Here is a 20,038-nt window from a genome sequence, read left to right as displayed (position 1 = left end):
CACATCGTCGCCTCCTTCGACGGCATGGCCCCCGACCCCGGCCGCGACCCCGGCGACTCGCTCAAGCCCCTCGAACGCGTCCTGGACCGACCGCTCCTCGCACTCCCAAAGGAGGAGCGGCCCAAGAACCACGTATGGCACTGCTCCGTGCGGGCGGCGGCCACCGACCGCATCCTGACCGATCAGGAGTGGGGCGACGTCGCCCGCCGCATGGTCGCGGCCACCGGCATCGACCCCGACGGCGACGACGCCGGATGCCGGTGGGTCGCCATCCGCCACGCCGACGACCACATCCACATCATCGCCAACCTCGTCCGTGAAGACGGCCGCCGCCCTGACAGCGACTTCGAGGGCAAACGCGCCCAAGCCGAGGCCCGACAGATCGAGAAGGAACTCGGGCTGCGTGAACTCAACGCCGGCGACGGCACCGCGGCTCGCCGCCCCACCAGCGCAGAACATCACAAGGCCAAACGCCTGGGACGCGAAGCCACGTCCCGGGAACGGCTGCGCGAAGCGGTACGAAACGCTGTTTCCGGTTCCAGCGACGAAGGAGAGTTCTTCGCTCGCCTCGCGGCCCAGGGCATCGGCGTTCGCCGTCGCCAAGCTCCGTCCGGAGACGTCATCGGATATACCGTCGCCGTGCCGGGTGATCGCAACCGCGATGGCGAGCCCATCTGGTTCTCCGGTTCCGAACTGGCCCCCGACCTGTCGCTGCCCAGGATCCGCCGACGGTTCGCCGGAGCGGAAGACCGACCTGCACACACCAGCGTGTCGCCACGTCCACGCCGCAAGGGCGCCGGAACGACCACCGGCCGCCCTCGACCGGCGCAGGCCCGACACCGGGCCAGCGCTGCCCTCGTTCGAGCCGCCGTCGTCCTGGGCGGCGACGACGACGCCGAGTCGGCCGCGCAACTCACCGGCACCGGGGAAATCCTGGACGCCCTGGCCCAAACGGCGTCGGCAGCCGACCGCCGGCAACTGCGATCCGCAGCCAAAGAGTTCGAGCGCGCCACCCGCAGCCACGTTCGAGCAGGGCGGGCCGACCAGCGCGCACTCCGCGTCGCCGCCCGCGAGATTGTCTACGCGGGCCGCGCCGTCGGGCGAGGCGAGGACGGCGCCGGCACCGCCATGGTCCTTTCGACACTGATCCTGGTCGTCGTCGTGGCCGCACGTTGGCATTCCGCCCACCACCACGCCCAGCAAGCCGCCGCCGCGCGAGCCGCGGCCGAACACCTGCGCGCCGCTTACCGCAACGCCGCCGCCCGCCCGATGCGGGCCCTGCAAGTCTCCGGTCGTTCCCTGCCTCCAGCCGTCCACGCTCGGCACGCCGCGACCCTCCGTACCATCCTCCCCACAAGCATCGGTCACGAGTTCAGCGCTCCGGGCTGGGATGCCCTCGCGGCCACCCTCGCTCAAGCAGAAGACGGCGGCCACGACCCCGAACAGCTCCTCGCCGATGCCGTTGCCCTGCGCGAACTCGACTCTGCGGACAACACTGCAGACGTCCTGGTCTGGCGCCTTCGCCACCTCGCCGACCTGCCCGCCCCCGCGATGCCCCGACGTTTGCCCAAGCGCACGGCGACCCCGCCCGCTGGCACGCCACGCCCTCTCAACTCTCACCCGCAGCCCGGACACAGCCCTCGCGGCCAAGGCCGTTGAGCTGACCAAACGTCTCGCTGGCGTGCTGTTGAACACCATGGACTTCCACCCGCGGTACGTCGATGGTGTTGCTTCCCCACGCGAGAGGCGATCCCTTGCAGCAGTCCGACCCCCAGCCGTACGAGCCCTTCACCCGGCCCACGCCGCCCCCGTCGTTCGACGACGAGCCGCTGCCCAACCTCAACCCCATGCCCGACCCGGGCGCCTACGACCCCGCCGAACTCGTCGTGTGCACCGAGCACCCCGACGAGCTGCGCATCACCGGCATCCCCGTCCGCTGCCCTGGGTGCGCAGCACGGCGTGACTGGCTCCTCTTCGTCTATAAGGGCCACGTGTGGATCCGGTGCCGCTGCGCACGGCAGTGGCCCGAGCCGGAGCTAACTGTCGACGACTACCACGACCTTGCCGCAGGCCCCCTCGACCGCTACTGGGCGACGTTCGCCGAGGCCATCACAGCCCTGGGCTTCGACGGCACATTCAAGGGCCTTTACCTCCAATAACGATTCCGGCGGTTTGCCGGACAAGCCCGCCGCCGGCGTTCTACCGTGGTGCTCAGCGAGAGCCCGGTAAACGCCGCGGCCGGGCCGCTCGCAGTGCGGCGCCCCGGCTCGATCGGGCGTCGACGATGACGCGGCAGCTTAGGACGGAGACCGCCGGCGCGCCGGACGCGCGTCGATGCGGAGGCGACGCCCGGCGCCCGCGCCGACGACCGCATCCGGCATCCCTTAGGGAACCGGCTCTACGGTCGCACCACCGCGCGCATTTCAGGCAACGTATCCCTCCCGCACGGAGGTGCCCACGTGGGCCGCAACGACCACACACCCATGGACGGCGACGCAGCCGAGCGCATCAACGCAGCCGCTCAGCGCGAGCCTGACAGCGAGACTGCCCGGTCCGGCTTCGACGACCGAGCGACTGCCGCCGCCGACCGCAACAGTGTCGACGACGACTACTACGAGGACGACGAGGACGAACTGTCTTAGTCGCGATCGGATCCGCGTCCGCAACCGGAGCACGGTTGCGGACGCGAGTCCGCTGTTGATGCCGCCTCGTTCGCGGAGCCCTAGGCACGTGGCTGCCTTCGAAGCACACGTCGACACCTTCGAGCAGCGGCCACACAACTGCTGGACGATCCGGACGCGCCACTCGGGTCGCGCCCCTCGACCAGGGCGAATACGCCGGCCACGACGTCTGTGCTCGATAGGCCACGGCCGTCACAGCCCCCAGCGCAGGGAAGATTTGGGCGTCGGGCACCCGAGACGCCGCCGCGGAGCCCCGCATGGGGTCAGCGAACCATCTTCCTTTCACTCGGACTCAAGAGACCAGATCACCAGGTGGGGAAGGGGCGCGCTTCGCAGCTTGTCACCAACGCCCCACCAAACTGATGGCGACTAGCAGCAAATGGGTATTAGTAGGCCGCAAATCCAGTAGTAGTCACTAATTTGGTAGACGTAAGGAAACGGGGGGTGTCAGTATTCGCTCGTACCGCTAGACGGGGGTACGAGAGAGGATGGGGTATGGCACAGGAGGACGTGCAGTTCATCTCAGTGGCTGTGCCGCGCGAGTACGTTACGCAGGTGTATGGGTTGATCGCGGAACTCACCGGCAGCCACGTCATCGCGTCGCCGGCAGTGCCCGAGGATGGGACCGGCCCGACGGGGGACGGCGCTTGGCCAGATGTCGAATGGCAGGTGAAGGACCTGCTGGCTCTGGCGCAGCATCGCCTTGATTCGGTTCGAACGATGGCTTCGGTAATGGACATCCTGTCGGGGCGACCCGGTGTCGGGGTGAGCTACAGCGCTCTGGTCGAGAGTCTCCCCATCGAGCGGAATCGTCTGCGGGGCGTTCTGAGCGCATTCACCCGTGTTTTGCACAGGCACTTTGGGCGATCCAACTGGCCGATGGACTGGGTGCAGTCGGGCGCGGCGAGTGGGGACACCGGCAACAAGTCCGAGTACTACTACAGCGTGACCGAGAACACGGCTCAGCGGTGGCTGGAGGCGCGCGCGCTCACTGGGGGCGAACTCGCCTTGCTCCATAGGCGAGGATGACCAGAACAGGGCTGGCCTGGGCACAAGACGCCAGGTAAGCCGAAGTGCCGCGCCCCGAACGGGATGTGGCCCTTGCTTGCCCGGTGTGGCTGATCGACGGTAGCGGCATCGGCGGCGTTCGCGCGCTGATCATGACTCGATCTGGCCAGCAGTTGGTCCTGCACTCAGTTGGGTCGAGCCGTCAGGGTTTCGGGTCGCCGGCGTTGTCGGGCTGTCCGGCGAGACGTTGACGCAAGTCGGCAACCTCGGCCAGCAGCACCGGTATCCAAACGCGGGACCGGGCGACCAGGCTGAGGTCGGTCAAGGCGATGTCGAGTGCGTCCGGGTGATCGTGCACGCAGACGGCGGTGGACGCGACGATGCGTCCCTCGCTGTTGAGGAGTCGGAGCAGGGCGTGTTCCGGGTCGCGGTCCTCGACGACGACCGTCCATGGTCCTGCGGTGGCGGCGTCGGACCAACGACGGATGTGTGCGTACTCGCTGTCGGTAAGCAATGTCGTGTGCCTCTCGTGGGGTACGGAGCGCTGGTCGGGCCTGGTCGAACGCACGCGAGCCCGAATCGGTCACCGGTGGCGACGGGTCCGGGCTCGCGTGCGCACGGGTCAGAGTTCGGTGCGGGCGGGGGTGTTCAGGAGGGCGTTGACGAAGCCGGCGACGACCTCGGAGGGGACGTCGTCCGGGAAGGTCTGCTCCCAGCCGGGTATGTCGTGGTGGCCCTCGACGGTGATGTGCCACAGGTCGTTGATCTTGGCGTGGGGGGATTCGGCGAGGTAGCCGATGTAGACGCGCCCGCACGGGGAGGCGCAGTGGATGTCCGCGCGGTGGTCGAGGACGATTTGCCACCCGGCCTCGGCGAGGAGATCGAGCACGGGGTAGGGGTTGCCGGCGCCGAGGATCCATGTGCGCGCGAAGGCGGCGTCGGCGCGCCCGGGGGCCGGTGCGTCGCGCAGGAGGGAGGTGGTGGGCGTGGGTGCGAGGGTGAGCGTCAAGTGGACTCCCTGGATGGTGACGGTTGGACGGTCGGCGCCGGGTCCGCGTCGCGTGGGACGCGGACCCGGTGAGGCGTCACTCGTGGATCGAGCGGTGCTCGGTCAGGAGGGCGCGGACGAACGCGTGAACCAGCTCGCAGGGCACGCCCGTGTGGAACTCCTGTCGCCATCCGCCGTTTCGCAGGTCGACGCTGACTTCCCACAGGGGTGCCGGCCAGCCGGCGGGGTGCTCGGGCAGGAAGGCGACGTGGGCGCGGCCGTCGGGGGATGCGGTGTACACGTTGGCCAACGGGTCCTCGTACCGGACCCAATCGGCGTCACGCAGTGTGTCGAGGATCGGGTAGGCCATCCCCTCGCCCGCGAGCCAGTCGCGGCCCGAGCCCGGGTCGGTCGCGGGCCCGCCGTCGCCGGTTGCGGACGGGTGCGGGTCCGGGGTGTGGACAGGTGCGGAAGCCAAGGTGTCGAGCATGCTCATCCCTTCGATGACCTGCGGTTTCGTCGCCGTTCTTGGCGACGTCCGTACGTTGACATCGTTCGGGAGGAGGTATCCAGTCAATCGTGTCTGCCGTGAGCGATACCGCGCGTCGGGCACGCTTCGCGTCCGGGCGGGGCCCGACGACCCCGTTCGTGAGAGGGAACGACAACCCGTCGGAGTGACGTTGCGTCAATGGGCCTGGGGGCGGGGGGAGATGGTGTCACCCGGCGTCGTCGAGGCTGGGACGGCGGTGTACGGGGCTGCCGGAGCGGGAATGGCGGTCGTGGTGCGGGTTGATGCGGCGGCGGCCCGTGTCGGCGGTGTGGTCCTTGACGCCAGGAGTTTGTGGACGCGCCAACCGTCGGAGGTCAGGCGTAGCTCGCGGCCGTCGCGCAGCGCGATGGCCGACGGTTCGACGAGGCCCTGGTCGCGCAGGTTGACGTAGGTGGGGACGGCGAGGCGGGTGTCCGGGCGGTTGTTGATGGCCAGTCGGTTGCCGCGCAGAACGACCCCGCCCGCGGCGATGGCGGCGAGTGCACGTACCTGGGCGGGGTTGAGGGCTCCGGCGCGGGCGTGTGTGAGCATGTCCCGGCGCTCCCTGGCGGCTGCTTGCCAGGGCAATCGGAAGCGGATCGGGAGGGGGCTGTGCGGTAGGTAGCGCGCGACGATCTCGCGGACGTAGACGACCACGTGCGAGGCCGATTGGTCGCCGGGGACCGGCTCGGTGTACGTGTATCCGGAGGGCATGAACCGATCTCTCAGGTCGACTCCGGGGGTGATCGCCACAAAGAGGGTGTCGTCACGGCGCATGGCCGCGACGTCGATCGCGGGTCGCCCGGTACGGATGTCGACATCGTCCGGTGCCTTGAGCTGCGCCAGGTCTCGCAACTGCTCGGCACCGGTGGGCAGCACGGCGAGACGTTCGAGCCCGATGTGCCCGCCCCGTTGTCCCCCGAGGGGAGTCACGTAGGCCAGGACCCCGTTGAAGCCGTGGTTGGCGAAACTGTGGACACGAACACGGGCGCCGGGCCGGAGATGTTCCCCGTCGACGACGGCGCGGCCGGCGCCGGGCAGGATCACGGCGTCGTGGGCGGCGAAGTACTCGTTGAGGCAGGTGTGCAGGGAGAGCTCGCGTCGTCCGTCGGAGCGCATGAACTGCAGCTCGCGGTAGTCGGTGTCGTATGGCCTGAGAATGATCACGGTGGCTCCGGATGACGCGCGAGCGAACGGGATTTCGGCGCGCGGGTCGTCAGCGGCGGCGGGCGTTCGTGGCTGCCTCGGGACTGTGTGCGGATGTCGCTGGTTGTCCGGGGCGCGGATCCGAAGTGGTCCGATCCTTCGGGGCGCGGCGGCGTGCGGCGGCGGTCCGTGCAGGCGCGATGTCGTCTGCGGCCTCGCGGAGTACGGCCGGGTTGGGGGCACGCTCGGGGACGGGGCCCAGGTCCTCGTATGCGTCCAGGATCAGGGTGAGGGTCCTGTCCGCGTCGGACATTCGAGCGGCGAGCATGTCGATGCGCGCCCCGCTGCTTTGTACTACTCCGCTCGAATTGACGATGCGCGCGCCGTGGCCGACCACGCGGGCCAGATCCTTGGCCAGGTAGGCGACGTTCTCGCGGAAGTCGTGGTCGATCTCGTCGAAGCGCTCCGCGGCTCGTGCGATCAGCTTGACCAAGACGAAGTGTGCTCCGTCTCGGGGGAGTTGGGTCAGCAGCGTGCGCGGGGGCATGCCCAAGGTGTCGGTGGCGATGCGTGTTCCGGGGTTCGGGACGGCGTGTCGGGCACTGCGGGGTTCGGTCATGAACGACGAGTCTCCGATGGGCTGTGTCGGACGGGCGCGTTACTACCGGTGGCAGTGCTCGTGGGTGGTGAGGTCGGACCCGAGCGTCGGACCGGCCGGTGAGCCAGTGCCTGGCCAGTAGGGATTATCGGCGTGCTCCCGCGATCGTCGGCCGCATGGGCGATGGGGTGGCTGCGGCAGGAGCGGTCACGTGTGGAGCGTGGGGCGGGGTGGTCGTGCGGGTCCGCGCGGCGAGGGCACGTTCGGGGGTGGGCACCCACCACTCGGCGGGCATTACCCGGATGAACGGTTGCTGGTTCGAGGGGAGTTGGGAAACGCGACGCTCGACGGGGCGCGGATCGGCGAGGGCGCTGGTGAGCGCTGCCACCAGATGGGTCGGGACGCGTCCGGCGAGGGTGGCGCGCCACGGTGTTCCCCAATCCGGGTGGCCGCCGCGCAACTCCCAGTGGCAGTCGCGGCCAGGCGTCATCCAGGTGTCGTCCGGCAGGTGGCCTTGGTGAACGAGGCGGGCCGTCCCCTGGCCTGCGGTGATCACGCGGGGCGCGTCTCCCAACAGCCCCGGCTTGCCGTCGATTGTGGGTTCCCAACCCGCAGCCAGCAGAGGGCCGTACGCGACGCCCGGCAGAGTGGGCCCGGCCACGAATCGGTCGCCGCCTGCCGCGATGTCCCGGGTGAGGGCTCCGATGAAAGCGTGGAGAATCTCGTCGGGGACATCGGGTCCGAACTCGGCTTGCCAGACGAAGGTTTCAAGAGGGCGCGCCGAGGCGTTGATGAGCCAGGTGAAATCCTGGCCGTGCTGTGGGCGGTGGGCGAGTTGCACGCGGCGGCAGGGGCTGGCGAGATAGACGCCGCCGTAGACGTCCGAGTCCCCGACCCAGCCGTGCTCCGCGACCAGGCGCTCGATGGCACCGTCCTGCTCGTCGGCTCCCGCAAGGTAGCGGGGTGCCACCATGACCGTTCGGTTGGGGGTTTCTTCGAGCCATTCCGCGAGATCGTGATACAGCAACGGGTTTGCTCCTCGGGCTCGATGGGCTGCTGCGGGGTGTGTTCAACGCCTGCGCGACGTGGAGGTTGGCAGGAGCTGATGGGAGGCATCGATCGGCGTCGCTGCCGTGTGTGCCGCGACCGCCCGCCGTGCTTGGTCGAGCGTGGGGGCGCCGCGCAATCGCTGCCCTGCCCGCTCGGCGCGCACGGCCTCCAGGGCTGCGTGGACCAAAGCCGCCTGGATGGGCTGTGGGAGCGCGTCGACGTCCGCGACGAAGCGTTCGTCGACGGGTGCGGTGAGCGGGGGCACGGAAACTCCCGCGGCGGCCATCACCCGCCGGACGATTTCGGTTTCGATCGCCGGGGCGAGGTCGTAGCTCACACCGTCACCGCAGCCCGCCGTTCCCGCCCCGTCGATGCTCTCGGACAACGGAGAGTCGCCGGCCAGGATGAGGGTGGCTTCCGCAGCCTCCACAACGGCGTCGTGGATCCCCGGCGGGAGACCGGACAGGTCGGTGAGCCACACGGGTTGCGGTCGGGGTGCGGTATTCATGCGTGCTCCGAATCGGTACGAGGTCCCGGTCAGCGGGTCGACGGGGGTGGAGTGGGAGGGTTGAGCGAGGGGCGCCCCGCCCCGAGGGCTGCCTGAGCGGGCGTGAGGAGCGTGGACTCGGATGGCGCGTGGGGGCTGCGTGCGTTCGCGGCGGTGGATGTGGTCGGTCCGGGGACCCAGTGCGAAGGCAACACGCGGATGAGGTGGAGTGCGTTGTAGGGAAGCCATCGGGCCTCGCGCAGGACGGGCTCCGGCCTGGCGAGGGCGGTGAGACCGGCCTCGATCACGTCGCGGGGGGTCCGCGCGGTCAGTCGACCGGACCACACGGGATGTCCCTGTTCGCCGGCGCTGAGGTGCCATGTCCAGTCCTCGGCGGGATCGCCGAACCCTTCCTCGGTGCGGTGCAGGGCGAGGAGGCCGTCCGGGCTGCTCACCCGGACGGTGCGCTCGTCGAGGGTGCCCATGTGCCACCCGGCGGTGAGAGGCTCGCTGATCGGTCGGGGCTGCGGTCGTGCGTCGGTCGGGGTCAATCGGCGGGCCAGGGCGGTGGTGATAGCGGCGACGAACTCCACGGGGGCCTCGTGCTCGAACGTGGCGCGCCACTGGCCCTGACCACGATGGCCGTCCACGTCGATGGTCCAGTCCCAGGGGTCCTCGTGTTCGCGGGGCAGCAGCCGCACGATGGCGACGCCGCACGGGCTGGTGGCCCATTCACCCCGATGTCCCTCGTTGGTGTGGTCCCATCCGAAGTTGTCGACGAGCGTGCCGAAGACGCTCTCGCTCTCGCCCATCCCTGCCAGGTACTGCGGCTCGATCCACGCGTGGCAGAGGACGTCCTCCTCCAGCACGGACGAGATGGTGGCGTAGTCGTACAACGAGTTCCTTTCGGTCGAATCGCCGGTCACAGCCGGGTGTTTCCGCGTGAGAGGGGTCAGCGGGTATGGGTTCAACGGGTGCGGGTGCGGGTGGGGGCGTCGCCACGGGGGACGGTCACCACCGCGGGAGAGGTGGCGGGTCGCGGGTCGGTGGTGGTGTGGGCGCGGGCTGCTGCCGCTCGTGGAGCCGGACGCGGGAGTGGTTCGCCGGCCCGGGCCCAGGTCCGGGCGGCGGCCAGATCGGCGAAGGAGCGTTCGCGGACCTGGAGTCGGTTTCCGGGCAGAACCCGGTCGACGTGCACGGCGTACTCCTCCGGGGCCTGGTGGTCGCGCAGGATCGTCCATGTGTGGTTCGAGACGTGGTCGCTGTAGTGCTCCAGCAGGTCGTAGCGGTCGCCGCCTTCGGAGACTCGGGCGATCGCGTCTCGGGAGGGCTCGTCCACGGGCCTGGCGGCTGCTGATTCGAAGACGAACCGCGCTGGATCGGCGCCGCGCTGGGTGAGCCAGCGTTGGGCGAGGGCGAGTGTGGGCGCTTCGTGGGCGTCGGCCCCGAAGGTCCGCGTCACGGGGTCGCTGCGGGTGTGGACGGAGAGCAGGGCGGGGCTGCCGAAAGGGTGCCGGGTCTGGCTGCGGTCGAACAGGATCACCCACAGGTCGCCGGTCTGTTCCTGGCTGGCCAGCGTGAGGAGGTCGTCGGCGTGCTCGCTGAGCCAACGCGCGCACGGGTCGCTGGTGGGATCGGCGGCGAGCCAGTTCCCGTGCCACTCCTCTTCGGGGGGCGACGGCGGAGCGAAGCGGTGGGTGCTCTCCACGACGGTGCCTCCGTTTGGTCAGTGTCGGGGTGCGCGAACGCCGGCGGCTGCGCGCAGGGGATGGGCCGCGGTGGTGGGGTCGGTGGTGGCGTCCACACACGGGCCCACGGGGTGCGCGGCGCGCAGGGTGGCGGCGCTCGCCCGGGGCGTGGCTCCCAGGCCGCCGGCCCCCGGGTGTTCTTTCTCGATCCAACGGTGGCGTGACAGGGCGGCCTCGACCGCGTCCACGTGGACGGCCCGTTCGCACTCGGTCGACACCATCCGATACACGAGCGTGGCCAGTCGGCCCACCCGCGTGGCGGTGGGCGGGTGGCTCGCCGCGGTCAGGCGGTGGGCCTCGGCCTGGTCGGCGCGCATGGCTGCGTCGCACGCCAGGACGGCGGAGCGGAGCCGCAGAACTTCTTCGACGTTGACGTGTGCGGGTGTTTCGGCGGTGACTGCCGCGAGACGGTCGAGGGTGAGGCCGAAGGCCGCTTCGATCTCGTCGTCGAGGTCGGGAACGCTCGCGTCGTCGGGGTGCACAGGGGGAACCTCGCTGATATCGGTGCTCACAATCCGCGACGCGAAGTGGCGGGGGTGGGCGTGATGGATGCCGGTGGCCCGCTCTCGGGTGGCGTGGGACCGGTCGGGTGGGTGGTGCGGGCGGCGGCGGCGCTCGCTCTCGGCTGGGGGGGGGCTCTGCCGCTTCGATGGCGGGGGTCACGTGCAGGTGGGCGAGGTGGCGCAGGGGGAGCTGGAATCTGGTGCGGATGACCGGGGCCGGGTTACTGATCGCGTTGGTGAACGCCGCGATCAGGTGGGGTGGGGTGCCACCGGTGAACGTCGCGTAGGAGGGGTAGCATCCCTGGCCGACGGTGAGGGTCCATGCCCACGGTCCGGGTCCCATCTCTCCGGCGTAGGAGAGTTCTCCGCGTACGCAGTTCAGCGCCGCGAGGCCGTCGGGCGCGGTGAACGTGGCCTCGTCGCGTCGGATGTCGGCACGCCAGCCGGCGGCTTTCAGCGGTTGCCAGCCCGGATCGGTACCGGGTGGCGAGTAGAGGAAGCCCGCGTTCGCGGCCTCGACTTGGGCGGCCACTTCGCTGGTGAACGCGGCGATCGCCTCCACCGGGATGTCCGAGTCGAACGTCGCCTTCCAGCGCGGGAGATGCATCGGCAGGTCGCTCGCCGTCACCGCCCACATGCCGAGGTCCTCACCCTCGGGCATGCACGCCGTCCGCACTCGGTGACAGGGTGAGTAGAGGTAGGCGTTGCCCAGATCGTCGTGCGACACGGTGAATCCGGCCGCCTGCAACGGATCGATCGCCTCGTCGAGTTCGCCCGCGCCGGCCAGGTAGCGCGGGGACACGGCCAGGTCCCGCCAGGGATCGCCGTGCGTGAGCGTGTCGAGGTCCTCGGGCGTCACCGGCCACGCCCCGTCCGGACGGTGGCCGCGGTGGGTGTGGTCGCGGCTGGCGCCCACGGCCCCTCGGGGTGGGAGAAGAGCACGGGGGGCACGGGCCGATGACCGTTGCGGTGGTTGGTCGCCGCGTGCGAGCGGGTCGGAGCGTCGACTGGGCGTGCCTCGGCGCCGCCGTGCCGCTTCGGTCGTGCGGCGAGGGCGTCCTGGACACCGGTCAGGGCGTATCCGGCGGTGGTGAGCGCGCACCCTTGCGGCGTGCGGTGGATCACTCCGTTGCCCTGCAGGTGTCGCAGTCGGTTGTCGAGGGTGACCGACGAGACTCCCCCGGGCAGGGCGTGGCGGATCTCGGAGTCGCTGCGCGATCGGCCGTCGCGCAGTGCGGCCAGGATCGGCACCGTGTGCGCGTAGCGCAGCAGCCTCACGACGCGTTCCTCGTGTTCGGCCGCCGGTACGGGCTCGACCGCCGGGTGGTGCGCGCGTCCCCAGGCGGCGAGTGCTTCCTGCGCGGGGACGAGTTCGCGGGCTCGTTCGGTGAGGGCGACGGTGCCGCGTGGACGGTCCGGCACCGGGGCCACCAGGCCGCGTGCGGTCATGCCGGACAGGCGTTGGGAGATGACGCTGGGGCTGATCCACCGCATCGAGCGGGCGACGGTTCCGGATGTGGCCGGGGCCTCGCGGAGCATGTGCAGGCACCACATGGTCCAGCGCGGGTGGAGGGTGTCGAGCGTGCGGCGGGTGGCGTCCAGCTGGTCGGTGTCGAGGTCGCGTGTGGCGAGGTCGGGCATGGGCGGTTGCTCCGTGCTGGTGAGGGCGGCGCGCGCGTCAGTGGGTCCGGGCCGGTGCGGTGGGGGTGGAGAACGCCGCACGGGGCGCGGGGGTGGCCGCGGTGGGCGTGGTCGGGGTCGGGGGTGTCGGGGCATGCGAGAACGCGGCGGCGGGCACGCGCGAGGCACCTGTGGTCTCGGCGTGGGCCGCCTTGGCGACGGTGGCCGCGGTGTGTTCGGTGGGCGAGGGGAAGTGGAACCGCGCCCAAGTTGCGAGGGCGGTGACTGCTTCGGTGGTGGCGCGTCCTCGGTCGGTGAGGGCGAACGCGGGGTTGTCGCCTGTGGTTCCGGCGACGAGGCGATCGTGCTCCATGGCCCGCAGCCGTCGATCGACCCGCCACTGCGGAAGTTCGGCGAACGCCACGTGGACGCTCGTCTGGGGAACGAGTTCGGCGGTCGCGAGGAGGTCCAGCGTCCGCAGGGTGTGGGCAGGGCGCAGCATGCCCAGCGCCTCCTCGATCTCGTCGAGGGCGGCGGTGGGCGCGGCTGCGGGCACGTGCCGGGTGTGCCACTCCAACAGCGCCGCCTGGGCCTCGGAGACGCCGTGGCCGGCGAGGGTGGGGGTGTACCGAGGGAAGCCCGGACGGTCGACGCGCTCGATCAGGCCGTCGCGGTGCATCTGGCGCACCCGCTGGGTGGCGGCGGCCGGCGTCAGCCACGGCAGGGCGGCGGCGACCTCCCCGGACGTCTTCGGGGCTCCGTGCAGCGTCTGCAGGGCCCACATCGTCGAGCGCGGGGACAGCACGGCGACCGCGCGCTCGGCGAGGACGACACGCTCCGGGATCGAGGTGGGGGTGAGGGCGGGCATGGTCGGCTCCTGGGGGGTCATCAGCGGGAACGGCCGGGGTTGGCCCGCGCCGCGGTGGGTGTCGTCGACGGCACGACCGAAGCGACCGCCCGGGCAGGCGTCGAGCGGACGCGAGCCGCGGTGGCCCGGCGGCCGATGGGGCCCGGTTCCGGGGGCGGGGTCCGGTCGCGGCCCAGGCGTTGGGCCGCCGTGTTGTAGGCGGCGTGGTCCTGCCGGGCGCCGACGGCGACCAGCACCACCTCGCGGCGGTATGGGGAATCGGCGGGTGCGGGGCGGTCTTGGTAGACCAGTCGCCACGCGCGGTCCTCGTCCAGGACCAGGCGCCGGCAGTCGGTGAGGTCGTAGCCGCCCCGATCCCCCAGACGGGTTCCGTGGCGGACGTCGCGGACCAGGGCGTCCAGCGCGCGCACCGCGAACTCGCGGATGTGTGGCGGCAGGCGTTGGAGATCGCCGAGGGCCTGGGGGTGGGCGGCGAAGCCCAGCATCGGTTTGTTCACGTGCGCGCCCTGCCGAGGTGGGCTGTGTTCGCGCTCGCGGTCGTGGCGGTGGGGCTGGTGGGTGAGGGGCCGCCGTGTTCGCATCGGCTGGTCGCCGCTTGCGCGCGATGGTGTCGGTGTTCGGACGCCCGCACCCATTCCAGGGCCGCGCTCCGGGCTGTGAATCGTTCTTCCCGGATGAGGTAGGCGCCGCCGGTGCCGCGATTCACGCTGCGTTCGGTCTGGGCCACCCAGGGGCGAGCGACATCGGGAGCGGTGTCGCGCAATAGCGCCCAGGTGTGCTGGTGTTGGTGGTCCGTGTGGTGGGCCTCGACGTGGTAGCGGACGCCGCTGTCGCGGATATGGGACTCGATCCGCCGGGATTCCTCGTCCGCCGGTTCCGGCAGCCCGGCCTTGCGCGCGAGGGCGTCGGGCTGTGCGCCCGAGGCGATGAGCCATCGTTGGGCCAACGCCTCCGTCGGCGCCTCTCGGGCCTCGACCCTGACGCTTCGGTGGTCGCGGTCGCGAGCGACGTGGACGCCGAGGAACTTCGCCGCCCCGGGGAGACCCCACATCTGCGACGAGTCGTAGAAGACGAGCCACTCCCGCTCGGAGGCGGACTGCGCGCGGAGCAGTTCGAGCTCCGGGCCCCAGATCTCAAGTTTCCACATGCATTCGGCACTGGCATTGTTGTCGGGGGCCCAGCCCTCCAACGCGAAGTCGTAGACCACTACGCCGCCTGACGATCGATCAGTCCCGCCACGAGTGAAGGAGCGGGCTCCGGCGCGGGAAGCACACGGTGGTTGGGGCGCCCCGGGTTGGTAGTGCAGGCGGCGAAGGGCCCGCTGGGGTCGCGCAATTGCAGCCACGTCGGGTCGAGGAAGTCGCGGTGCCACATCGCCGGGCCGGCGAGCCCGGCCTCGACGTCGGTGTACTGCTGCCAGGCGAGCCACAGCCCGTGCAGGCGCGCGACCGCCTCGGGATGTTGGTCCCACTGCTGGCACCACGGTCGGTTCGTGGTGATCTCACGCCCGTAGACCGGCAGGAGCAGATCGTGCACCCACACGGTGAGCACGGCCATCTCCGCCCGGTAGCGCTTGCCGTCGAGCGCCAGAATGAAGATCGAAGGCGGCGTCTCATCCGGTTCCGGTTCCGGTTCCGGTTCGGGCTCGTCGAACGGGGCGTAGCCAAAGAGCTTGGGACGCTCGACGCGCAGGCGTTCGAGCAGGTCTTCCGGAGATTGTGAGGTCTCCGTCAGTCGCAGCAGGGTCGCGTCGAGATCCTCCACGTCGGCGAAGCGCACCAGCTCGGCCGGGGGGTCGTCGTGATCGTTGGGCAACGGGTTGGGCTCGTCCATGCGGTGACCTCGCGGGGTGGATTGGGTGGGGTGTGTGGGGCTGCGGCCGGGTCCGGGTGAGGGGTGGACCCGGCCGCAGCCGCCTCGCTAGGCCGCGAGGTCGTACTGTTCGGCCTCGCGCAAACGGGCCTGGGCGATGTCGGCGTACTCCTCCTTTGCCTCGACGCCGACGAACGACCGGCCCTCCATCAGCGCCGCGACACCGGTGGTACCGCTGCCGGCGAAGGGATCGAGGACGGTCCCCTTCGGCGGGCACAGCGTCACCAGCTCGCGCATGACGTCGAGGGGCTTTTGCGTGATGTGCTTCCGAGCGGTTCCACGGGGCTGGGAGCCGATGTACAGGCCCGGCAGGTACAGCGGATTCCGGGACGCGTCGATCGGCCCCTTGGAGCCCCAGACCAGGAATTCGCAGCTCTGCTTGAGTCGACCGCGCTGCGGCCGGCTCGCGGGCTTGTGCCAGGCCGCGATCCCACGCCATGTCCAGCCCGCGAGCTGAAAACTGTCCGTCATCGTGGGCAGTTGGCGCCAGTCGATGAAGACGATCGCGGTGCCGCCCTCGCGGGTCAGCCGGTACGACTCCTGGAGGATCTCGAACATCCACCTCCCGTAACTGCGCTGGTCCTTGTTGTCACCGTCGAAATCCGGCAGTCCGGCCTTTTCCTGGGTGTATTTGCTGCGCGCGGTGCGTGTGGTCCTCTCCGCGCTCGTACGTCCTCCCGAGTTGTAGGGCGGATCGGTCACCAGGGCGTCGACGCTGCCGTCGGGCAGGTCGGCGAGAACGCGTAGCGCGTCCCCCCGATGCAGGGTGTAGGGCATGCGTGGATATACCTCCGGTGGATGCCCCGCCGCACGGTTTCGAGGACGGGATAGGGCCGGAGACTAGGTGGCGACTTCCTGAGATTTCCAGTTTTTCGGCACCCCGGTTTTCTTTGATTTCTCGGTTTCCCGCCGCTTAGAGTCGCCTCACTCCGCCAGGGAAGAACCGGTGGAAGTCGAGAGTCGAGCGAAGTGCGTCCGACTTTTCGGCACCGAATAGCGATCGGTCGAGGGGCCCACTCATGAGAAACATATTAGGGAAGCGGCTGGCCGCCGCATCCGAATCGTCATCGGCGTTCGCGGTAGCGCCTACCGCGAAATCCGGTGCAAAAAGGGGTGTGGCGCGACGTGACTTCTCAGCGCGAAGTGCGCCGTCACACCCCTCGCTTTTCCTAAGGAGACTTCGATGCCGAACAACATTCGGTCCGTGTTTCGCATCCACAGCCGTCGGCGTCGCGGATGAAGAAGGCCGGCCTACTCGTGGGCGCGGTGGCGCTGTCACCGCTGGCGATGATCGCGCCGATCGTGATCGCGCTCTCCGGGAGCGCCTCCGCGCAGTGCAAGACAGGGCAACCCGCCGGCGACGCCGCGTCGGTGACCGCGCTCGTGCAGCAGATCCTCGCCGGCCAGACCGGCAACATCAACGTTCCCGAGCTGCACGACCCCGCCAAGCAGATCCCCAACGCCATGACGATCGTCGCGACGGGTGTCGCGCTGAAGGTCCCGCCACGCGGGCAGATCGCCGCGCTCGCCACGGCGATGCAGGAGAGCAAGCTCATCAACCTGACGTACGGCGACCTGGACAGCGTCGGGTTGTTTCAACAGAGGGCGTCGATGGGATGGGGGACGGTCGCCCAGATCATGGACCCCGTCTACGCCTCGACCAAGTTCTACACGGCCCTCAAGTCGGTCCGGGGCTGGGAGCAGATGACGATCGGGCAGGCGTCCCAGGCCGTCCAAAAGAGCAACCACCCGGACCTGTACGACCAGTGGGTCCCGATCGCCACCGCCCTTCAGCAGGCGATCACCTCCGTACTTCCCGCAGGTCAGGGGCTTCTCGCTCCCCAGGACGCTCCGACCACGAGCCCCTCGCAACTGCCCGGGCCGCTTCCCACGACCGGCATCACCGTCGCGCCTGGGACGGCACCCGACCCGGGGCTGACCGCTCCACCCGTCACCTCGGGCACCGGTGCCGGCCTCGCCGGCTGCCGCACCGGGCCGGGAGGCGGTCCGGACGGATCCGGCTTCGGGGAGATCCCCGCCGGTGCGCTGCCGCAGGGGTACCAGATCCCCGTGGACGCGTCGCGGGCCGTGCAGACCGCGATCCGGTGGGCACTCGGCCAACTCGGCACGCCCTACCAATGGGGCGGGACGTGCGCGGCCCCGCGCGGACCGGACCCGATGGGCCGCTGTGATTGCAGCAGCCTGATGCAGGCCGCCTACGCGTCGGCCGGAGTGCCACTGACCCGGACCACGTACACCCAGGTCGCCGAGGGCGTACCCGTCGCGCTGGCCGAATTGCGTCCGGGGGACCTGGTGTTCACCCGCGGCACGCCGTCCGTGCCCGAGCACGTGGGCATGGTGATCGGAGGCGGATTGATCGTCAACGCACCGCGAACGGGCGACATTGTGCGCATCGCCACCCTCGCCGACTGGCAGTCGAAGATTCTCGCTGCCCGCCGCGTGACCGGCTGACGCCGGAGCAGTCACCCACCACTGCGCCCGTCCACATGCGGCCGAGCCGGTACCTCTCCGCAGTGCCGACCCCTGCGGGCCACCTCCCCATGCAAGTCCCCTAGCCAGGAGTTCTCTTGAGGCTGCTCGAACGCACCCAAAACCTCGCCTTCGATCCGGGTGTCACCCCCAAAGAGGGCGGTCTTCCCGGCCAACAAGTCCTGACGGACGTCGTCTCCAGCGTCAACCTCTTCGGCATCATCGCGGTCGTGGGGGCGCTCTGTGTCAGCGGTGCCGTATGGGCCTGGGGCAACCACTCCGGCAGCCACCAGGCCGAAGCGAACGGGAAGAAGGGCGTGGTCATCTGCGCCGGCGCCGCACTGCTGCTCGGCGGCGCCAACGGCATCGTGATGTTCTTCAGCACGATGGGAACGAAGATCAATTGAGCGCCGCCGAAAAGAACAACGGCGGCCTCGGTCCCGGACTGAGTCTGCGCCACAGAGTCGCGATCGGTGGCGGCGCCCTCGCGCTGCTCCTGGCCGCGACCACCGTTCTCGCCCTCGCCACCTCGTCGGACACGGATACGTCGCCCCCGCAAACGGCGAGCGTGATCCCCACGGAATCCGCCCCCGGCCCGTCCGGATCGAGCACCGGCCCGGACGGGCCGACCGGCCCCACCGGTGCCCCCAAGACTCGTGACCCGGTCGAATTCGGGAAGGCATTCGCGGCCCGACTGTGGTCCTACGACACCCGCACCGACACCCAGACCGGCCACCTGGCCTCGCTGCACGCGTGGCTCACCCACGAGCGCGAGTACGCCGACCCGGACTCGATCACCAACAACATCCCGGACCCGGTCCTGTGGTCGCGCATGCGCGATGGCGGCCAGTACGCCACCGCCGAGATCGGCGAGGGACACATCCCCGCCTCGTTCACCGCCGCGCTCAACGCGGACCCGGGCCGCATCACCGACGTCTACGCCTACGCGGTCACCGTCACCGGCAAGCAGTCCATCCGCTGGAACGGCAGCGGAGCAGGTGCCGAAGCCCGCACCGTCACCCTCGCGGTGCAGTGCCGGCCGAACCAGGACTGCGCACTCGCCGGCGTACTGCCCAACATCGCCCCGTGACCCCCACCACGACTTAAGGAGGTAGCCGCATGGGGGTCTGCAACGTACCCCTCGTGGACAAAGTCTGCGACGCCGTCGGCGGCGTCGTGTCCGGCACCGGAAAGGCCATCACCGACGGCATCGGCGCCTGGATCGCTCAATCCATGGGTGAACTCGCCGCCTCGGCAGCGGACTTGGCGGCCAAGGCCGTCGACCGGACCACCGTGGTCGACCTCAACGCCGGCTGGTTCCGCGACAACTACCAGATGCTGTTGCCCATCGGCCTGATCCTGATCGTCGCCACGTTCTGCGCCCAACTCATCCGCGCCGCGGTACGGCGCGACGAACAGGCACTGAGTCAAGCCGTGACCGGAACGGTCATCGGCGTCACCTTCCAGTTCGGGGCGATCGCGTTCACGTCCGTCGCCCTGACCGTCGTCGACGCGCTCAGCGCCGGAATGTTCGCCGCCGCCAACTCCTCCATCGAGACCAGCATCAGGCGCATCGTCCAGATCAGCGCCTTCGGCAAGATGTATCCGCTCGGCTGGGCGATCCCGGCCTTGGTCGCGATCGGCTGCGCCATCGGCTGCTTCATGTACTGGGCACTCATGGTGTTCCGCAAGGTCGCCATCTTGATCTTGGTGACCCTGGCCGTGTTCGCCGGTGCCGGAGGTGGCTGGGAAGGCGCGAAGAGGTGGCGCCGCGGCTGGATCGAGGCCACCGCCACTCTGGTGATCAGCAAGCTGTTGATGACCGTGGTGTTCGTCCTGGGCGTCAGCGCGATGGGCAAGTCCGAGGCCCAGGACGGCTTGCAGGCCCTGTCGGACGTGATGGCGGGCATCGTGGTCATGGTCCTGGTCCTGATGTGCCCGGCCGTCACCTACAAATTCGTCCACTGGGCAGGCGAAGGCGCCGGCGCGGGCGCGGACCTGCACGGCAGCGCGTCCGCCGGCATGTCCAAGGCCGGAGGCATCGCACAGAAGGCCGGCAGCATGGCGTTGCGCGCCGCGACCAAGGGAGGCGGTGGCGGCGGCGCCCCACAGGGGCCCCCGTCGTTCCCGGGAATGCAGAAGAACGGCCTCATGCCCGGCATCGACCCCACCGGCGGCGGTGGCGGTGGGGGCGGGGGCGGCGCGAAGCAGAACAGCTTCAAGTTCGGCTCCACACCCAACACCGGTGGCGACAAGGGCAAACCACTGATCAAGCGCCCGCAGTCCGACGGTGATCAGGGCCAGGCCCTGATCCGCAAGGCCGGGGAAGCCGCGGCCAACGTCAGCCCCCCACAGGGCGGTGCCCCGGCCGCTGCGGCAGGCGCCGACACGCCCTCGCGCTCGGCGTCTCCCGAATCGGCCCCGAGCCCGGCGGTCGGAGGCGGCGCACC

24 protein-coding genes are annotated in these 20,038 nt (G+C 70.1%); 8 read left to right on the top strand and 16 right to left on the bottom strand.

Annotated elements, in window-relative coordinates:
- From GT354_RS03310 to GT354_RS03295, 4 genes are all read left to right on the top strand, one after another.
- Positions 1 to 1,659 (top strand): mobilization protein (locus tag GT354_RS03310; RefSeq protein WP_161354638.1); only part of this gene is annotated, 1,659 nt, incomplete at its 5' end.
- 95 nt (positions 1,660 to 1,754) lie between these two features.
- Complete coding sequence (locus tag GT354_RS03305; RefSeq protein ID WP_161354637.1) at positions 1,755 to 2,159, top strand: hypothetical protein; 405 nt, start codon at positions 1,755 to 1,757, stop codon at positions 2,157 to 2,159.
- Between the two features lie 300 nt (positions 2,160 to 2,459).
- Positions 2,460 to 2,642 (top strand): hypothetical protein, encoded by a 183-nt coding sequence (locus GT354_RS03300; protein ID WP_161354636.1) that lies wholly within the window; start codon positions 2,460 to 2,462, stop codon positions 2,640 to 2,642.
- Positions 2,643 to 3,176: 534 nt separating this feature from the next.
- Positions 3,177 to 3,710, top strand: coding sequence for a hypothetical protein (locus GT354_RS03295; protein ID WP_161354635.1), 534 nt, complete (start codon positions 3,177 to 3,179; stop codon positions 3,708 to 3,710).
- Between the two features lie 181 nt (positions 3,711 to 3,891).
- On the opposite strand, the gene GT354_RS03290 is transcribed toward GT354_RS03295, so the two are convergent.
- The 16 genes from GT354_RS03290 to GT354_RS03205 form a co-directional block, all read right to left on the bottom strand.
- A complete protein-coding gene (locus tag GT354_RS03290; protein ID WP_161354634.1) occupies positions 3,892 to 4,203 on the bottom strand; it encodes a hypothetical protein in 312 nt (103 codons plus the stop codon).
- Between the two features lie 108 nt (positions 4,204 to 4,311).
- Entirely contained in the window at positions 4,312 to 4,698 is a 387-nt protein-coding gene (locus tag GT354_RS03285) for a DUF317 domain-containing protein (protein ID WP_161354633.1), read from the bottom strand.
- Between the two features lie 76 nt (positions 4,699 to 4,774).
- Positions 4,775 to 5,167, bottom strand: a complete 393-nt coding sequence (locus GT354_RS03280; protein WP_161354632.1) for a DUF317 domain-containing protein — start codon at positions 5,165 to 5,167, stop codon at positions 4,775 to 4,777.
- Positions 5,168 to 5,362: 195 nt separating this feature from the next.
- Positions 5,363 to 6,373 carry a hypothetical protein gene (locus tag GT354_RS03275; RefSeq protein WP_161354631.1) on the bottom strand — a complete coding sequence of 337 codons (1,011 nt, stop codon included), beginning with the start codon at positions 6,371 to 6,373 and terminating at the stop codon, positions 5,363 to 5,365.
- Positions 6,374 to 6,422: 49 nt separating this feature from the next.
- Positions 6,423 to 6,971 carry a hypothetical protein gene (locus GT354_RS03270; RefSeq protein WP_161354630.1) on the bottom strand — a complete coding sequence of 183 codons (549 nt, stop codon included), beginning with the start codon at positions 6,969 to 6,971 and terminating at the stop codon, positions 6,423 to 6,425.
- Between the two features lie 124 nt (positions 6,972 to 7,095).
- The gene (locus GT354_RS03265) at positions 7,096 to 7,977 is read right to left on the bottom strand and encodes a DUF317 domain-containing protein (RefSeq protein ID WP_161354629.1); all 882 of its coding nucleotides are present in this window, start codon (positions 7,975 to 7,977) and stop codon (positions 7,096 to 7,098) included.
- Between the two features lie 42 nt (positions 7,978 to 8,019).
- Positions 8,020 to 8,508 carry a hypothetical protein gene (locus tag GT354_RS03260; RefSeq protein WP_161354628.1) on the bottom strand — a complete coding sequence of 163 codons (489 nt, stop codon included), beginning with the start codon at positions 8,506 to 8,508 and terminating at the stop codon, positions 8,020 to 8,022.
- A gap of 29 nt (positions 8,509 to 8,537) precedes the next feature.
- Positions 8,538 to 9,383 (bottom strand): DUF317 domain-containing protein, encoded by an 846-nt coding sequence (locus tag GT354_RS53405; RefSeq protein WP_237534333.1) that lies wholly within the window; start codon positions 9,381 to 9,383, stop codon positions 8,538 to 8,540.
- Positions 9,384 to 9,454: 71 nt separating this feature from the next.
- A complete protein-coding gene (locus GT354_RS03245) occupies positions 9,455 to 10,195 on the bottom strand; it encodes a hypothetical protein (protein WP_161354627.1) in 741 nt (246 codons plus the stop codon).
- An 18-nt stretch (positions 10,196 to 10,213) separates the two neighbouring features.
- The gene (locus GT354_RS03240; RefSeq protein ID WP_161354626.1) at positions 10,214 to 10,717 is read right to left on the bottom strand and encodes a hypothetical protein; all 504 of its coding nucleotides are present in this window, start codon (positions 10,715 to 10,717) and stop codon (positions 10,214 to 10,216) included.
- Between the two features lie 876 nt (positions 10,718 to 11,593).
- Complete coding sequence (locus GT354_RS03230; protein ID WP_161354625.1) at positions 11,594 to 12,379, bottom strand: winged helix-turn-helix transcriptional regulator; 786 nt, start codon at positions 12,377 to 12,379, stop codon at positions 11,594 to 11,596.
- A gap of 37 nt (positions 12,380 to 12,416) precedes the next feature.
- Positions 12,417 to 13,226: a winged helix-turn-helix transcriptional regulator gene (locus tag GT354_RS03225; protein WP_161354624.1), complete on the bottom strand. Its 810-nt coding sequence runs from the start codon at positions 13,224 to 13,226 to the stop codon at positions 12,417 to 12,419.
- A gap of 20 nt (positions 13,227 to 13,246) precedes the next feature.
- Entirely contained in the window at positions 13,247 to 13,723 is a 477-nt protein-coding gene (locus GT354_RS03220; protein ID WP_161354623.1) for a hypothetical protein, read from the bottom strand.
- Positions 13,720 to 14,433: a hypothetical protein gene (locus GT354_RS03215; protein ID WP_161354622.1), complete on the bottom strand. Its 714-nt coding sequence runs from the start codon at positions 14,431 to 14,433 to the stop codon at positions 13,720 to 13,722. Before GT354_RS03215 ends, GT354_RS03220 begins: the two co-directional genes overlap by 4 nt.
- The gene (locus GT354_RS03210) at positions 14,433 to 15,059 is read right to left on the bottom strand and encodes a DUF4913 domain-containing protein (protein WP_161354621.1); all 627 of its coding nucleotides are present in this window, start codon (positions 15,057 to 15,059) and stop codon (positions 14,433 to 14,435) included. The genes GT354_RS03215 and GT354_RS03210 overlap by 1 nt, the downstream gene beginning before the upstream one ends.
- Positions 15,060 to 15,146: 87 nt before the next feature.
- Positions 15,147 to 15,875 carry a site-specific DNA-methyltransferase gene (locus GT354_RS03205; RefSeq protein WP_161354620.1) on the bottom strand — a complete coding sequence of 243 codons (729 nt, stop codon included), beginning with the start codon at positions 15,873 to 15,875 and terminating at the stop codon, positions 15,147 to 15,149.
- A 459-nt stretch (positions 15,876 to 16,334) separates the two neighbouring features.
- Here GT354_RS03205 and GT354_RS03200 point away from each other — a divergent pair, with 459 nt between their 5' ends.
- The 4 genes from GT354_RS03200 to GT354_RS03185 form a co-directional block, all read left to right on the top strand.
- Positions 16,335 to 17,570, top strand: a complete 1,236-nt coding sequence (locus tag GT354_RS03200) for a C40 family peptidase (protein WP_161354619.1) — start codon at positions 16,335 to 16,337, stop codon at positions 17,568 to 17,570.
- Between the two features lie 116 nt (positions 17,571 to 17,686).
- A complete protein-coding gene (locus GT354_RS03195; RefSeq protein WP_161354618.1) occupies positions 17,687 to 17,995 on the top strand; it encodes a DUF6112 family protein in 309 nt (102 codons plus the stop codon).
- Complete coding sequence (locus GT354_RS03190; protein ID WP_161354617.1) at positions 17,992 to 18,678, top strand: hypothetical protein; 687 nt, start codon at positions 17,992 to 17,994, stop codon at positions 18,676 to 18,678. The genes GT354_RS03195 and GT354_RS03190 overlap by 4 nt, the downstream gene beginning before the upstream one ends.
- 29 nt (positions 18,679 to 18,707) lie before the next feature.
- On the top strand, positions 18,708 to 20,038 hold a 1,331-nt coding region (locus tag GT354_RS03185; protein WP_161354616.1), incomplete at its 3' end, for an ATP-binding protein.

It is taken from the genome of Streptomyces sp. SID3343 (assembly GCF_009865215.1).
Lineage (GTDB): Bacteria > Actinomycetota > Actinomycetes > Streptomycetales > Streptomycetaceae > Embleya.
Note: the sequence above shows the minus strand (reverse complement) of the source record. Positions and strands in the feature narration are given on the sequence as shown.